This window comes from Oceaniglobus roseus (genome assembly GCF_002869745.1).
GTDB classification, from domain to species: domain Bacteria; phylum Pseudomonadota; class Alphaproteobacteria; order Rhodobacterales; family Rhodobacteraceae; genus Oceaniglobus; species Oceaniglobus roseus.
Genome location: NZ_PNOS01000014.1, coordinates 20,882 through 36,713, shown reverse-complemented (window position 1 = coordinate 36,713; position 15,832 = coordinate 20,882). Strand labels below are relative to the sequence as shown.

Below are 15,832 nucleotides of genomic sequence, written 5' to 3'. Positions count from 1 at the left end.
TGTGGCCGGGCGGGTCATTGCGGCGCCTCCGGGGTGGTGGCGGCAGGGCCGAGGGCGCCCGGTGGGATGGGTGTCGGGCGCGGGAGGAAGAGCCGGAGCAGGGTCGGACGGTGCATGGTCAGTCTCCTGCCGCGCGGCCCCTGAGGGCGATGATGCCCCTGGGGCGGAACTGGATGAAGATGATGATGAAGACGATCATGTAGGTCTGGGCGGCCAGCGTGTTGGAGGGGTTCAGGAACTCGATCCCCTTCTGCAGGAAGCCGATGCCGGTGGCACCGATCAGGGTGCCCCAGATGTTGCCGACGCCGCCGACCACCACAGTCATGAAGGACTGGACGATGTAGTCGGCGCCCATTTCCGAGGTGACCTTGGCGTAGAGGCCGATGGCGACGCCGGCGATGCCCGCGATGCCGGAGCCGAGGGCGAAGGTCAGCATGTTGATCCGCCCCGGGTTGATCCCCATGGAGGCGGCCATGCGGGGGTTCTGGGTGACGGCGCGGACCTCGAGGCCGAGGCGGGTCTTCTTCATGATGAAGAGGAACAGGGCGAGGAAGAGGAGCGCCAGGACGAAGATCGCGATGCGGATGTAGCTGATCGACACCACGTCGTTCAGGGTGAAGGCGCCGTCGAGCCAGCCGGGCGAGGTCAGGGGCCGGGCCTGGGTGCCGAAGATCGTCTTCGCCAGCTGCTGGAGCGCGATCGAGATGCCGAAGGTGGCGAGGAGCGTCTCCAGCGGGCGGTGGTAGAGGTGGCGGATCACCAGCCGTTCCATGGCGATGCCGGCGGCCGCGGTGACGCAGAAGGCGAGCGGCAGGGCGACGATCAGCGAGAGCGTGTAGTCGGGGATCACCTGCTGCACGACGTAGCCGGTATAGGCGCCCATCATGATGAACTCGCCATGGGCCATGTTGATCACGCCCATGACACCGAAGGTGATGGCCAGGCCGATGGCGGCAAGGAAGTAGATCGAGGCGAGGGAGAGCGCGTCGAGGGTGAGGTCGAGGCCCTGGTTCAGGGCGAGCTTCGTCTCGATGGATTTCAGCGTTTCCTCGGCGGCGGCGGTCACGGCAGGGTCCGGCTCGCGGTAGAGGGCGAGGAACTCGGCGCCGTCGAGGGCGGTGTCGATCGTGTCGGCGGGCGACCAGGCGGGGACGAGACCCGCCTCGGCGAGGGCCGTGTAGGCGCGGTCGCGGGCGGCGTCGGTGTCGAGCGCTGCGACGGGGACACCGCCGACGGCGCCGTTGTCGATATGGGCGATCATCGCCTCCTTGCGGGCGGCGGCATCGGGCGGGCGGGCGAGGCCCCGTGCCTCGGCCAGGAGGTCGAAGGCCTGGTCGCGGGAGAGCTCGGGGCTGCCCGGCACGACAGGGCGCGCGACATTGGCGTTCGCGGGGGCATCCTCGGCCAGGACCACGCGGGTGGCGAGGAGCGGGTTCAGCGCCGCGCGGACGTCGACGGAGAGGGATCCGCGGAAGCTTTCGATGGCGGCGACGCGGTCCGCGGGGGCGCCGTACTGGATCGTCAGGAGGCGTTCGAGACGTTCCTTGCGGGCAAGGAGGCCCGGGTCGGTCTCGGACGGGATCGACTTCCTGAGCGCTTCGAGATGGGAGTCCTTGGGCCGCCGCTCGATGGCCCGGAGGCCCTCGGCGCGCTTCCTCGGGTCGGGGTCGGTCAGCTGGAACTGCACCAGCGCGGCGCCGATCAGGCCGCGGATGCCGCTGTTCGGCTTCAGCTGGTCGAGCGTCTTCGGGTCCTCGACCGCGAACCGTTCGCCGGTGGTGATGTCGACAAGGCCGAGGCCGCCGTCGGCTTTCTGGCCGAAGACGAACAGGCCGTCGGACTTCCTGACCCAGAGGTTCTTGTCCTGCCACTGGTTCAGCACCGCCCGCGCTTCCGGAAGGCCGCTTGTGGCCAGCGCGTCGATGGCGGGGCCTATGCTGGTGCGGGAGCTTTTCAGGATCACCGCCCTGTGCTCCTGAAGGAGCTGCTGAATCGGGCTGTCGGGGGACTGGGCGCGTGCTGCGGGGGCGAGGCCCGCGATGAGGCAGCAGACAAGCGCCAGGGCGCGGAATGGGATCACTTGGGTTGGTCCTGCTCGGAGGCTGCCCGGGGCAAGGCGCCCTGCCCCGGGTCGTGCCGCCTCAGTAGTTGGACTTGGTCTGCACGCAGGTCTTCGTCTCGGTGTTGTACATGCCGCACTTCAGCTCGGCCCAGTCGGCCTCCAGCACCGCCGACTCCGGCAGGTAGTCGGTCCAGGCGTCGCCCGGCACCGGCTCGGTCTCGCTGATGATGTCGAACTGGCCGTCGGCCTGGATCTCGCCGATCAGCACCGGCTTCGTCAGGTGGTGGTTCGGCAGCATCTCGGCGGTGGAACCGGTGAGGTTCGGATAGGTCTGGCCGATCATCGCTTCGGTCACGGGATCGACGTCGGTGGTGCCCGCCGCCTCGACCGCCTGCACCCACATGTTGAAGCCGATGTAGGTGGCTTCCATCGGGTCGTTGGTCACCCGGCTGTCGTCGCCGGTGAAGGCGTGCCAGGTCTTGATGAATTCCTCGTTCTCGGGGCTCTCGGCGGACTGGAAGTAGTTCCAGGCGGCGAGATGGCCGACGAGGTTCGAGGTGTCGAGGCCGGAAAGCTCTTCCTCGCCGACCGAGAAGGCGACCACGGGAATGTCGTCCGCCGAGATGCCGGCCGCCGCCAGTTCCTTGTAGAAGCCGATGTTGGCGTCGCCGTTGATGGTGGAGATCACGCCCACCTTCTTGCCGTCGGCGCCGAGCGCCACGACGTCGGCCACGATCTTGGACCAGTCGGAATGGCCGAAGGGGGTATAGTTGACGAAGATGTCCTCTTCCGCGATGCCCTTGTCCTTCAGGTAGGCCTCGAGGATGTTGTTCGTCGTGCGCGGATAGACGTAATCGGTGCCGAGCAGGGCGAACTTCTCGACCCCGAGTTCGTCGAGGAAATAGTCGGTGGCGGGGATCGCCTGCTGGTTCGGCGCGGCGCCGGTGTAGAATACGTTCTTCGAGCTTTCCTCGCCCTCGTACTGCACCGGGTAGAACAGCAGGCCGTTCAGCTCCTCGATCACCGGCAGCACCGACTTGCGGCTGACCGAGGTCCAGCAGCCGAAGATCACCGCCACGTCCTGCACGGTCAGAAGCTCGCGTGCCTTTTCCGCGAAGAGCGGCCAGTCCGACGCCGGATCGACCACCACGGCCTCCAGCTGCTTGCCCAGCACGCCGCCCTTCTTGTTCTGCTCGTCAATCAGCATCAGGACCGTGTCCTTCAGCGTCGTCTCGGAAATGGCCATGGTGCCCGAAAGCGAATGCAGCACGCCGACCTTGATCGTGTCCTGCGCAAAGGCGCCCCCCGCCAGCAGCAGCGAAAGGGCCGTGGCCCCCAGTGCCGTCACCTTCCTGAAATTCATCGTGATCTCGTCCTTGTCAGGGCGCGCAAGGACCGCACGCGCGGCGGCGGCCCTTGCACAAGGCCGCTCGCCGTGGTCGACTGCCCCCGCAACGCCAGTTGCATCGGTGCGGTGGTGACGGACCGCCAAGAACGCTCGCCACCGCACATCCTCAAGGGTCGGAAATGACCCTTGGATCAACCCAATCCGGTAACGGGGCGGGAACGAAGCGAAACCGCAAATACGGGATGGTTGACGCCGCAAGGGCGCGGGGGCTGCACGTTTTGTTGCCGCTGGGGAAGGCGCTGCACAAATTCTGCGCGGCGGCGTCACCGGAGCCTTCGCCCGGCGCGAAGAATCGCGCCGGGCGGAAACGGGTTCAGAACGCGACGTCCTGCGCCACGCCCCGTTCGATGGCGAGGTCGAGGACGGCCTGGGCCACCGCAAGGTCCTGAAGGCCGACTCCGGTCCCGTCGAACAGCGTGATCTCGCCGTCGCTGCTGCGTCCCGGGTGGTCGCCGTTGATGACGGCGCCGATCTCGACGATGTCACCAGCCTGCTTCAGCCCCTGCGCGACCGCATGCTGCGCCTCGCCGATGGTGGTGGACTGCGCCACCTCGTCCGTGAAGACCGTGGCGCGGGCGACCAGCGCCGCCTCGACCTCCTGCTTGCCCTTGGTGTCGGTGCCCATGCAGGCGAGGTGCGTGCCGTCCTTCACCTGCGCGTCCTTCAGGATCGCATCGAAGGAGGAGGTGATCGAGACGATGACGTCCGCCTCGGCGCCGAGGCGGTCGAGATCCACCGCCTCGAAGGGCAGGCCCAGCTCCTCGGCCGTCTCGGCGAGGCGGGGCAGCATCTCGGGGTGGAAGTTCCAGCCGATCACCTTCTCGAAGTCCCGCTGCTTCACCGCGGCGCGCATCTGGAAGGCCGACTGGTGGCCCGCGCCGATCATCCCCAGAACCTTCGAGTCCTTCCGGGCGAGGTGTTTGATCGACACCGCACTCGCCGCCGCGGTCCTGAGCGCGGTCAGGAGGTTCCCCCCGACCAGCGCCTTGACCCGGCCCGTGTCGGCGTCGAACAGGATCACCGTGGACTGGTGGTTGGTCAGCCCCTTCGCGGCATTGCCGGGCCAGTAGCCGCCGGATTTCAGGCCAAGCGCCAGCGACTCCCGGTCGAATCCCGACTTGAAGCCGTAGAGCGCGTCGCCGTGGCCGATCGCCTCGCGGATCACCGGGAAGTTGTAGGCCTTTCCGGACGACATCGCGGCGAAGACCGCCTCGACCGCGTCGAAACTCGCCTCGGGGGTGATCAGGCCGCCGATGGCCGCCTCGGGTACAATGAACATTCCGCTCTCCTCCATGAAGAAGGGGGCGGCAGAACCACCCCCCTGCTCTTTCTTGCTCCAGATACTCGAAAACCCCGCGCTCAGAACGCCTTGCCGCGGGCCGAAACGGGCCACAGCGTTTCGACCTTCCCGTTGCGCACGCCCACGTACCAGTCGTGCACGTTGCAGGTCGGGTCGCAGTGGCCGGGCACCAGCTTCAGCTTGTCGTTGACCTTCAACTTGCCCTCGGGGTCCATCACCACGCCGTGCTCGTCCGAACACTTGACGTATTTCACGTCGTCCCGGCCGTAGACCACGGGCAGGCCCGAGTCGACCGACTGCGCCTTCAGGCCGGCATCGACGATGGCCTTGTCGGCCTTGGCGTGGCTCATCACGGTGGTGAGGATGAACAGCGCGTTCTCCCATTCGCCGCGGTCGATGCGGTTGCCATCCTTGTCGAGGATGCGGCCATAGTCCGCGTCCATGAAGGCGTAGGAGCCGCACTGAAGCTCGTTGAACACGCCCGAGGCGCTTTCGAAGTAGTAGGAGCCGGTGCCGCCGCCGCCGACGATGGCGCATTCCAGCCCTTCGGCCTTCAGCGCCGCCACGGCGTCCTTCACCATGGCGATGGCGATGTCGGTCTTGGCCTTGCGCTCGTCATAGCTGTCGAGGTGCTGCATCGCGCCCTGGTAGGCCTGGAGCCCGGCGAACTTCAGCCCTTCGGCCGCGTCGATGGCTTTCGCCAGCGCCACAACCTCGGGCGTCGTCGTCACGCCGCAGCGCCCGGCGCCGCAGTCGATCTCCACCAGGCACTCGATCTCTGTGCCGTGCTTCACCGCCGCCGCCGAAAGGTTGGGGATGTTCGCCATGTCGTCGACGCAGCAGATCGTCCGCGCGCCGAGCTTCGGCAGCCGCGCCAGGCGGTCGATCTTGGTCGGGTCGGTGACCTGGTTGCTCACCAGCACGTCCTTGATGCCGCCACGAGCGAAGACCTCGGCCTCGCTGACCTTCTGGCAGCAGACGCCGACGGAGCCGCCGAGCTTTTCCTGCAGCAGCGCCACGTCCACCGACTTGTGCATCTTGCCGTGCACCCGGTGCCGCATCCCGTGGGACTTGGCGTAATCGCCCATCTTCCTGATGTTGCGCTCCAGCGCGTCGAGGTCGAGGACCAGGCAGGGCGTCTGGATCTCGCTCTCGTCCATGCCGATGGCGGCGGGAATGTCGTAGCCCACCTCGTAGTCGTCGAAGTTCACGTCTTTCATCTTGTCTCTCCCATGATGTCTGCAGGCAGGATGGGTGATATCACCCATCCTACGCCGAAAGGGTGGCGTAGGCCGGGCTTCAGCCCGGCATCCCCATCCAGGGCAGCTTCGCGAGGTCCACGTTGCCGCCGGTGATGATGACCCCGACCCGCTTGCCGCGGAACACCTCGGGGTTCTTCAGGATCACCGCCAGCGGAACCGAGCAGCTGGCCTCGATCACGATCTTCATCCGCTTCCAGGTCAGCTGCATCGCGTCGACGATCTCGTCCTCGGTCGCGGTCAGCACGTCGGTCACGTGGCGCGAGACGAAGTGCCAGGTCAGCTCCTTCAGCGGCACCTTCAGCCCGTCCGCCACCGTGTCGGGCGCGTCGTCGGCGATGATGTGCCCGGCGCGGAAGGACCGTGCGGCGTCATCGGCATTGACCGGCTCCGCGGCATAGATCTCGACCCCCGGCGCGATGTTGGAAAGCGTCAGGCAGGTGCCCGAGATCATACCGCCGCCGCCGATCGGCGCGACCACGGCATCCAGTCCCTCGACCTGCTCCATCAGTTCGCGCGAACAGGTGCCCTGCCCCGCGATCACCCGGGGATCGTTGTAGGGGTGGACAAAATCCGCCCCCGTCTCGGCGTGCACCTTGGCGAACACGGCCTCGCGGCTTGAGGTCGAGGGCTCGCACTCGGTGATGATCCCGCCGTAGCCGCGCACGGCGTCCTTCTTCGCCTGCGGCGCCGTCCGCGGCATCACCACGTGGCAGGGGATCCGCCGCCGCCCCGCCGCGTAGGACAGCGACAGCGCGTGGTTGCCGCTGGAGTGGGTGGCGACGCCCTTTTCCAGCATGTCGTCGGGCAGGCCGAACACGGCGTTCGAGGCACCGCGGACCTTGAAGGCGCCGGCCTTCTGGAAGTTCTCGCACTTGAAGAACAGCTCGGCCCCCGTCAGCTCGTTCAGGTAGGACGAGGTCAGCACCGGCGTCTTGTGGATATGGGGCCGGATCCGCTCGTGCGCGGCGATGACGTCGTCGAACGTCGGGATGATCATGTCGCCGGTATCCTTCATCACGCGGCCTCCTTCTTTGCCGTCTCCGTGCGACCCCGGGCATAGACCTTCTGGGCCGCGGCCACGCCCGAGCCCAATGTAATGTCCATGCCGAGATCCGCCATGCACATCTCGGCCGTGGCGAGGCCGCTCAGCATCATCGCGTCGGTCAGGTTGCCGAGGTGGCCGATGCGGAACAGCTTGCCCGCGACCTCGCCGAGGCCGACGCCGAACGCCATGTCGTAGACGCTGGCGGCCTGGCCGACGACCTCGGTGCCGAGCGGGGTCATCACGGCGCTGACCGTGTCGGACTGGACGTCCGCGGACTCGGCGCAGAGCTTCAGCCCCCAGGCCTCGACCGCCGCGCGCACGCCGGTGGCGATGCGGCGGTGGCGGGCGAAGACGTTCTCCAACCCCTCGTCCAGCAGCATCTCGGACGACATCTTGAGCCCGTTCAGCAGGCCCACCGACGGCGTGTAGGGATAGCCGTTGACCTGGTAGCCCTTCTCCATGTCGCGGATGTCGAAGAAGCAGCGCGGCAGGCCCGCCGTGGCCCCGGCCGCCTTCGCCTTTTCGGAGAAGCCGACGATGGCCAGGCCCGCGGGCAGCATGAAGCCCTTCTGGCTGCCCGTCACCGCCACGTCGACGCCCCAGTCGTCGAAGCGGAAGTCCATCGAGCCGATGGAGGAGACCCCGTCGACCAGCAGCCGCGCCGGATGATGGGCCCCGTCCATGGCCCGGCGGATCGCCGCGATGTCCGAGACGACGCCGGTCGCCGTCTCGTTGTGGGTGGCGAGCACGGCCTTGATGGTATGCGTCTTGTCCTCGGCCAGAATCGCGCCGAAGGTGTCGGCGGGGATGCCCTGACCCCAGGGAGTCTCGACCACCTGCACCTCCAGCCCGAAGCGGCGGCACATGTCGATCCACTTGTGCGAGAACATGCCGTTCCTCGCCATCAGCACCTTGTCCCCGGCGGAGAGCGTGTTCGTGATCGCGCATTCCCAGCCGCCGGTGCCGGTCGCCGGGAAGACGATGACCGAGGCGCTTTCGCTCTTCAGCACGGCGCGGACGTTCTCGCGCACGGGGTGCAGGATCCTGCCGAAGATGGGCGAGCGGTGGTCGACGGTCGGCATGTCGCAGGCCTTGCGGATCACTTCCGGGATGTTGGTCGGGCCGGGAATGAACACCGGGTTCTGAAAGCTCATCGCAACCTCCTCTTTGCGTCGGATGTGGTCTACGCCTCTCCCACCACATGCGCAATTTTTTTGAAATCGTTTTTCAAAAATGAAACGCGCCGATTTCCCTTGCAAGGTCAGCGCCTTGCCTTTTTCATCCAGCGAAACGGTTTTTCACGGAGCAGCCGGACATGCCCGCCGACGACAGCAGCCCCCGCCGCGGCCGCCCCCGCGCCTTCCACGACAAGACCGCCCAGAACACCGTGAAGTCTTTGGACCGGGCGGTGCAGGTACTGGAGACCCTCGCGCGGCTCGGCTCCGCCACCCTGTCGGGCCTTGCCGCCGAGATGGGCGAATCGCCTGCCACGCTCTACCGCGTGCTGGTCACGCTCCAGGCGCGCCGCCTCACCGACTTCGACGAGGCGGCGCAGACCTGGGCCATCGGCGCGGGCGCCTTCCTGATCGGCGCCGCCTTCCTGCGCCGCACCTCGCTGGTGGAAACCGCCCGCCCGACGCTCCGCGCGCTGATGGAGGCCACGGGCGAGACCGCCAACCTCGGGATCGAACGCGGCGACCAGGTGCTCTTCGTCGCCCAGGCCGAAACCCACGCGACCATCCGCGCCTTCTTCCCGCCGGGCTCGCTCTCGCCGCTCCACGCCTCGGGCATCGGCAAGGCGCTGCTGGCGCGCTGGAGCGAGGACCGCCTCGCCCGCTATCTCGCCAGGACCCCGCTCACGCCCTTCACCCCGCACACGCTGGTCAAGCCCGAGGCGCTGGCGGCCAATCTCGAAACGATCCGCAGCCGCGGGTACTCGGTCGATGCCGAGGAGAAGAACACCGGGATGCGCTGCATCGCCGCGGCGGTGACGAACGCACTGGGGGAGACCGTGGGGGGCATCTCGGTCTCGGGGCCCACAAGCCGGGTCGATGTCGCCAGCATCCCGGCGCTGGCGGGCCACGTCACCCGCGCCGCGGCCGAGCTCTCGCGGGCCATGGGCGCCCAGGCCTGAACACGGGCGCCCACGGACCCGTTCCCGCCGCAAGGCGGGGATGGGGACATGGTGTCGCGCCGAAGGCGCGCCAATCTAAAAGCTCTGCCGCAAGGCGCGCCAATTTCAAAGCTCTGCCGAAAGGCGCGACATTTCAAAAGCTCTGCCGCAAGGCGCTGCTTCCGGATCAATCCGGACGCGGGAAGATCAGAGCGCGGGCGCCTTCTGGAGCAGCGGCATCACCTCGGCCATCTCCGGGCCGCGGGTGCGCCCGGTCACGGCCAGCCGCAGCGGCATGAACAGGGCCTTTCCCTTCCGGCCCGTCTTCTCCTTCACCGCCGTCGTCCAGCTGCCCCAGGTGGTGTCGTCATAGGGCGGCGGCGGCAGCAGGGCAAAGGCCTCGGCCACGAAGTCGCGGTCCTCGCCCGCAAGCTCGGGCGCGGCGCCGTCGCGGAACATCGACCACCAGCCGGCCATGTCGGCGCGGGTCTCGACGTTCTCGCGCACGACCTGCCAGAAGCGCGGCGCAAGGTCGTCCGGCACGCCCAGCGCCGCGATCTCGTCCCGCACCGCCTCGAAGGGCATGGCGGCCACGGCGCGCGCGGTCAGCGGCTTCAGGTCCTCGGCGTCGAACTTCGTGGGCGCCGAGCCGAAATTCGACAGCTCGAAGCCGTCCAGCAGCTCCTGGTGGCTGGTGCGAAGCTCCACCGGGTCCGACGAGCCGAGCCGCGCCATCAGCGACAGGATCGCCATGGGCTCGATCCCCGCCGCGCGCAGGTCGCGCAGAGCCAGCGTGCCAAGCCGCTTCGACAGCGCCTCGCCCTGGGGGCCGGTCAGCAGCGAATGGTGGGCGAAGTTCGGGGGCGTGCCGCCCAGGGCCTGCATGATCTGGATTTGGGTCGCGGTGTTCGTCACGTGGTCCGAACCGCGGACAATGTCAGTCACGCCCATGTCGATGTCGTCGACGCTGGACGCGAAGGTATAGAGCACCTGGCCGTCGCCCCGGATCAGCACCGGATCGCTGACCGACCCTGCGTCGATCGAGAGGTCGCCGAGGATGCCGTCGGTCCACTCGATCCGCTCGATGTCGAGCAGGAAGCGCCAGTGGCCGCTGCGCTCGGCCCTGAGCCGCGCCTTCTCCTCGTCCGACAGCGCCAGCGCCGCGCGGTCATAGACCGGGGGGCGGCCCATGTTCAGCTGCTTCTTGCGCTTCAGGTCCAGCTCGGTCGGCGTCTCGAACGCTTCGTAGAGCCGCCCCTTGCCGCGCAGCTCCTCCGCCGCCTCGGCGTAGCGGTCCAGCCGGTCGGACTGCTTCTCGATCCGGTCCCAGGTCAGGCCCAGCCATTCCAGATCCTCCTGGATCGCGTCGGCATAGATCTGCTTGCTGCGCTCCGGATCGGTGTCGTCGAGGCGCAGGATGAAGGTGCCCCCGGCCTTCCTCGCGATCATCCAGTTGAACAGCGCGGCGCGGAGGTTGCCGATGTGGATGTATCCGGTGGGCGACGGGGCGAAGCGGGTGGTGGTCATGGGCGGTCTCCTGTTGGCCCGGGTGTTCCCACAGGCGGGCCCGCTTGTCCAGAAAAGCCGCAGGGCGCGGCGCGTCCGGCGCGCCTTTCCCGTTGCCGCGCCCCGCCGCCGGGGCCTAGATGGCGCCATGAGCGACACCGACCTCTCCACCCTCGAGGCCCCCTCCCTCGCCGATATCGAGGCGCTGGCCGAAGCCGCCCGCGTCGCCCTGCCCCGCGCCTTCGCGGCGGCCGCCGCCTCGGTCGTGATCCGGGTCGAGGATTTCGCCCCCGACGCGCTGCTCGACGAGATGGAGATCGAGGACGCCTTCGACCTCACCGGCCTTTACGACGGCATCCCCCTGACCGAGAAGTCCGTGGCCGACCAGCCCCGCGGCCCCGACACGATCTGGCTTTTCCGCCGGCCGATCCTCGACGAGTGGGCGGCCCGGGGCGACGTGACGCTGGGCGAGATCGTGACCCATGTCTACGTCCACGAACTGGCCCACCACCTCGGCTGGTCGGACGACGACATCGCCTCCGTCGACCGGTGGTGGGAGTAGCCCTCCGCATCCGCGCACAGCCTTGGTGCGGTCATGGACGCTGCCGGGCCGCGCCCTAGCTTCCCGCCCATCCTTCAACGCCGGGAGAGCACCATGACCGACACGCCGCCGACCATCACCCGCCGCGCCGCGCTTCTTGCCGGGGCCGCCCTGCCCGCCGCGGGCCTCCTGCCGGGCCTCGCAGGCCGCGCCGAGGCCGCCGCCCACGCGCCCGAGGCCACGTCCGCCCCGATCCAGAACACCTTCGCCATGGGCGACATGACCGTTTCGACCCTGCTCGCAGGCACCCGGACGGTGGAGGAGCCGCACAAGATCTTCGGCCTGAACGTGCCCGACGAGGAGTTTGCCGAGGTCAGCCGGGCCAACTTCATCCCCGCCGACGCCGCGCAGTTCTTCTTCACCCCGACCGTGGTGAAGGCGGGCGGGGAGCTGGTGCTGTTCGACACGGGTACGGGGGCCGAGGGCGTCACCGCCGCGCTGGCCGCCGCGGGCCATGCGCCCGAGGACGTGACCACCGTGGTCATCACCCACATGCACGGCGATCACATCGGCGGGCTGATGAACGGCGACGCCCCGACCTTCGCCAATGCCGCCTACGTGACCGGCCAGGCCGAGTACGATTACTGGAGCGGCCAGGACAACGAGGGTTTCAAGACCAAGGTCGCGCCGCTGGCCGAGAAGATGCGCTTCGTGAAGGACGGCGATTCGCCGGTGCCGGGCATCACCGCCATGGCCGCCTTCGGCCACACGCCGGGACACATGGTCTATCACCTCGAATCCGGGTCGGACCGCCTGCTGATCATGGCCGACACCGCGAACCACTATGTCTGGTCGCTGGCCCACCCCGACTGGGAGGTGTCCTTCGACGTCGACAAGGCCGCGGCGGCGGCGACGCGGCGCAAGATCCTGGACATGGTGGCGACGGATCGCATCCCGCTCGTCGGCTACCACATGCCTTTCCCCGGCCTCGGCTTCGTCGAGACGCGCGAGGACGGCTTCCGCTTCGTGCCCGAGACCTACCAGATGATGCTGAAGGGCTGACGCGTCCCGAAAAGGCACGGGGCCCGGATGCCGGGCCCCCTCGCCCCCCCGCCCCTTGCGGGCGCGAGAGAAACGCCTCCGGCTTCTTCTTTGCAAAAATACTCCCGCCGGAGGCGTCCGGCGGGTGACGCAGCCCACCGTCTGAAGGTGAGCGCCAGGGGCGACGCCCGCCCGCGCTCAGGAGGGATCGCGCCAGCGGTTGACGATCGGATAGCGGCGGTCGAGCCAGAACGAGCGCTTGGTCAGCCGCGCGCCGGGCGCGGACTGGAAGCGCTTGTATTCGCTGATGTAGATCAGGTGCTCGACCTTCTTCACCGTCTCCCTGTCGTAGCCCAGGGCGACGACGTCGGAGACCGCGGCGTCGCGGTCGATCAGCTGTTCGAGGATCGCGTCGAGCACCTCGTAGGGCGGGAGCGAATCCTCGTCCTTCTGGTCGGCCCTCAGTTCCGCCGAAGGCGGCTTGTCGATGATCCTCGGCGGGATCACCTCGCCCTCGGGGCCCTTCATCCAGGGGCGGTGGTTCTCGTTGCGCCAGCGGCAGGTCTGGAAGACGCGGGTCTTGTAGAGCTCCTTGATCGGGTTGTACCCGCCCGCCATGTCGCCGTAGATCGTCGCATAGCCGACCGCGACCTCCGACTTGTTGCCGGTGGTCAGGAGCATCTCGCCGAACTTGTTGGAAAGCGCCATCAGCAGCAGGCCGCGCAGGCGGGACTGGATGTTCTCCTCGGTCAGGTCTGGGGCGCGGCCCTCGAACAGCGGCGCCAGCGTCTCGGTGATCGCAGCCCGGCCCGCGTCGATCGGCACGAAGTCGTAGGGACAGCCGAGCCGCTTCGCCACCTCCTTCGCGTCGTCGAGCGAGCCTTGAGAGGTGTATTCCGAGGGCAGCATCACGCAGCGGACGTTCCCGGGGCCGAGCGCGTCGGCGGCGATGGTGGCGACCAGTGCGGAATCGATGCCGCCCGAAAGCCCGAGCAGTGCCTTCCTGAACCCGCTCTTCCTCATGTAGTCGCGCAGGGCCGTGACCATGACGCGATAGTCCTGTTCCCAGGCATCGGGGATCGGCGCCTCTTGCCCCTGCTCGATCCGCCAGCCGTTCACCCCGCGCACGAGGTCGATATGGGCCAGCGTCTCGTCGAACATCGGCATCTGGAAGGCGAGCTTGCCGCCGGGGTTCAGCCCGAACGAGCCGCCGTCGAACACCTGGTCGTCCTGGCCGCCGACCATGTTGAGATAGATCAGCGGCAGCCCCGTCTCGATCACCCGCGCGACCATGTGGTTGAAGCGCGTGTCGAGCTTGCCGCGGTAGTAGGGAGAGCCGTTCGGGACCAGCAGGAACTCGGCCCCCGTCTCGGCCAGGGTCTCGGACACCTCGGGGTGCCAGGCGTCCTCGCAGATCGGCGAGCCGACGCGGGTGTTGCCGACGGAATAGGGCCCGCCGAGGGGGCCGCTGTCGAACACCCGCACCTCGTCGAACACCGTCTCGTTCGGCAGGTTGTGCTTCAGCACGCGGGAGGTCACCTTGCCGCCCCGGCAGATGTGATAGGCGTTGAACAGCTCCGCCCCCTCGATCCAGGGGCCTCCGATGGCCAGCGCGGGACCGTCGGCGCAGTCCTGCGCCAGCCGCTCGATCGCGGCGATGGCGTGCAGGTGGAAGGCCGGCTTCATCACCAGGTCCTGCGGGTTGTAGCCGATGATGAAGAGTTCGGGCAGCGCGACCATGTCGGCACCCGCCGCGCGCGCCTTCTCCCAGGCGTCCCGGGCGAGGGCCGCGTTGCCCTCGATGTCGCCCACCGTGGGGTTCAGCTGGGCAAGCGTCAGGCGGAACCTGTCGCGGCCGGTCTCGCGGGACGGTTCGGTCATCGGGTCGGGCATCGGGCTTCCTTTCGCTGGGTGCCGATCTAGCAGAGTGCGCGGGAATGGGAAGGCGAGCCGCCGCCGGGCGGGGCAAAAAGCGTTGCGGCGTTTCCGGGCCGCGGCTAGGTTCGGGGACGCGGCGAAACAGGGGCCGTTCGGAACGATGGGGGCAGACGTGCGATACAGAGCGACCAAACGGTCCGGCCGGGTCCTCCGGCTGACGACGGCGGTTCTGGCGGCGGGGCTCGGCACCGGCTTCGCCATCGCGCAGGACAGCGGCGAGGTTCAGACCAAGCAGTACGACGACGGCGGCGTCTACGAGGGCACGTTCAAGGACGGCCGCCAGAACGGCACCGGCACCTACCGCCTGCCGAACGGCTACGAATATTCCGGCGAATGGGTCGACGGCGAGATCAGGGGTCAGGGCACCGCGCGCTTCCCCAACGGCTCGATCTACGAGGGGCAGTTCGCCAAGGGCAAGCCCGACGGGATCGGCAAGATCACCTTCGCCGACGGCGGCACCTACGAGGGCGACTGGGTCGACGGCAAGATCGAGGGCCAGGGCATCGCAACCTATGCCAACGGCGTGACCTACGAGGGCGGGTTCCGCAACGCACAGCACCACGGGATCGGCCGCATGACCTCGCCCAACGGCTATGTCTACGACGGCGCCTGGGTCGACGGCGAGAAGGAAGGCCGCGGCACCATCACCTATCCCGACGGCGCCATCTACGAGGGCGACCTCGTCGGCGGGGTGCGCGAAGGCGAAGGCACGCTGACCATGCCCGACGGACTGAAGTACGTCGGAAGCTGGAAGGACGGCGAGATCAGCGGCACGGGCGTCCTGACCCAGCCGAACGGCGACGTCTACGAGGGCGAGCTGGTGGCCGGCGAACGGCAGGGCCAGGGCAAGGTCACCTATGCAAACGGCGATGTCTACGTCGGTGCCTTCGCGGGCGACCAGCGCGAGGGCCAGGGCACCTTCACCGGCGCCGACGGCTATTCCTATACCGGCGACTGGGTCGCGGGGCGGATCGAGGGGACGGGCACCGTCACCTACCCCGACGGCTCGGTCTACGAGGGGCAGTTCAGGAACGACCTGGCCGACGGCTCGGGCAAGATCACCTATCCCGACGGCAGCACCTACGAGGGCCAGTGGAAGGCCGGGGTGATCGAGGGCGAGGGAATCGCGACCTATGCCAACGGCCTCGTGTACGAGGGCGGGTTCAAGGACGCGAAGAACGACGGCAAGGGCACGATGACCTATCCCGACGGCTACACCTACGTGGGCGACTGGAAGGAGGGAAAGAGGAACGGCCAGGGCGTCGCCACCTATCCCGACGGCACGATCTACGAGGGCAGCTTCGTCGACGGCCAGCGCCAGGGGCGCGGCAAGATCACCATGCCCGACGGCTTCAGCTACGTCGGCAACTGGGAGAACGGCGAGATCTCCGGCGAGGGCGTGGCGACCTATGCCAACGGCGACGTCTACGAAGGCGCCTTCGTCGAGGGCAAGCGCGAGGGCCAGGGGACGATCAAGTACGCCAGCGGCGAAGAGGCCTCGGGCGCCTGGAAGAGCGGCGTCCTGACCGAGCAGACGGAACAGGGCGGCCAGACCCAGCCCGATCAGCCGCAGACCGAAACGCCGTCCGAAACGCCGTCCGAAACGCAGTAGGGGG

At 68.2% G+C, this 15,832-nt stretch carries 12 protein-coding genes; 4 read left to right on the top strand and 8 right to left on the bottom strand.

The window, feature by feature from the left end; all coding sequences use genetic code 11:
• Positions 1–118: 118 nt before the first annotated feature.
• The 6 genes from urtB to bhcA all read right to left on the bottom strand — a co-directional run bounded on the left by urtB (position 119) and on the right by bhcA (position 8,231).
• The gene (urtB, locus tag A7B20_RS08965) at positions 119–2,062 is read right to left on the bottom strand and encodes an urea ABC transporter permease subunit UrtB (RefSeq protein ID WP_425437141.1); all 1,944 of its coding nucleotides are present in this window, start codon (positions 2,060–2,062) and stop codon (positions 119–121) included.
• A gap of 79 nt (positions 2,063–2,141) precedes the next feature.
• Entirely contained in the window at positions 2,142–3,425 is a 1,284-nt protein-coding gene (gene urtA / locus A7B20_RS08960) for an urea ABC transporter substrate-binding protein (protein WP_102108234.1), read from the bottom strand.
• A gap of 358 nt (positions 3,426–3,783) precedes the next feature.
• Entirely contained in the window at positions 3,784–4,749 is a 966-nt protein-coding gene (gene bhcD, locus A7B20_RS08955) for an iminosuccinate reductase BhcD (protein WP_102108233.1), read from the bottom strand.
• A gap of 80 nt (positions 4,750–4,829) precedes the next feature.
• Positions 4,830–5,990, bottom strand: a complete 1,161-nt coding sequence (gene bhcC, locus A7B20_RS08950; protein ID WP_102108232.1) for a 3-hydroxy-D-aspartate aldolase BhcC — start codon at positions 5,988–5,990, stop codon at positions 4,830–4,832.
• Positions 5,991–6,069: 79 nt separating this feature from the next.
• The gene (bhcB, locus tag A7B20_RS08945) at positions 6,070–7,047 is read right to left on the bottom strand and encodes a beta-hydroxyaspartate dehydratase BhcB (RefSeq protein WP_102108231.1); all 978 of its coding nucleotides are present in this window, start codon (positions 7,045–7,047) and stop codon (positions 6,070–6,072) included.
• Positions 7,047–8,231, bottom strand: coding sequence for an L-aspartate--glyoxylate aminotransferase BhcA (bhcA, locus tag A7B20_RS08940; RefSeq protein WP_102108230.1), 1,185 nt, complete (start codon positions 8,229–8,231; stop codon positions 7,047–7,049). The genes bhcB and bhcA overlap by 1 nt, the downstream gene beginning before the upstream one ends.
• Positions 8,232–8,392: 161 nt before the next feature.
• Here bhcA and bhcR point away from each other — a divergent pair, with 161 nt between their 5' ends.
• Complete coding sequence (gene bhcR, locus A7B20_RS08935) at positions 8,393–9,211, top strand: HTH-type transcriptional regulator BhcR (RefSeq protein WP_102108229.1); 819 nt, start codon at positions 8,393–8,395, stop codon at positions 9,209–9,211.
• Between the two features lie 186 nt (positions 9,212–9,397).
• Here the strand turns inward: bhcR and gltX are convergent, their stop codons facing one another.
• Complete coding sequence (gene gltX / locus A7B20_RS08930; RefSeq protein ID WP_102108228.1) at positions 9,398–10,717, bottom strand: glutamate--tRNA ligase; 1,320 nt, start codon at positions 10,715–10,717, stop codon at positions 9,398–9,400.
• A 127-nt stretch (positions 10,718–10,844) separates the two neighbouring features.
• Here gltX and A7B20_RS08925 point away from each other — a divergent pair, with 127 nt between their 5' ends.
• On the top strand, positions 10,845–11,258 hold the full coding sequence (locus A7B20_RS08925; protein ID WP_102108227.1) for a metallopeptidase family protein: 414 nt from the start codon (positions 10,845–10,847) through the stop codon (positions 11,256–11,258).
• Positions 11,259–11,351: 93 nt separating this feature from the next.
• Positions 11,352–12,299: an MBL fold metallo-hydrolase gene (locus A7B20_RS08920; RefSeq protein WP_102108226.1), complete on the top strand. Its 948-nt coding sequence runs from the start codon at positions 11,352–11,354 to the stop codon at positions 12,297–12,299.
• A gap of 177 nt (positions 12,300–12,476) precedes the next feature.
• Here the strand turns inward: A7B20_RS08920 and A7B20_RS08915 are convergent, their stop codons facing one another.
• Positions 12,477–14,171 carry an NAD+ synthase gene (locus A7B20_RS08915; protein WP_245866741.1) on the bottom strand — a complete coding sequence of 565 codons (1,695 nt, stop codon included), beginning with the start codon at positions 14,169–14,171 and terminating at the stop codon, positions 12,477–12,479.
• A 214-nt stretch (positions 14,172–14,385) separates the two neighbouring features.
• Here A7B20_RS08915 and A7B20_RS08910 point away from each other — a divergent pair, with 214 nt between their 5' ends.
• Positions 14,386–15,828 carry an MORN repeat-containing protein gene (locus A7B20_RS08910; RefSeq protein WP_245866749.1) on the top strand — a complete coding sequence of 481 codons (1,443 nt, stop codon included), beginning with the start codon at positions 14,386–14,388 and terminating at the stop codon, positions 15,826–15,828.
• The last annotated feature ends 4 nt before the right edge of the window (positions 15,829–15,832 follow it).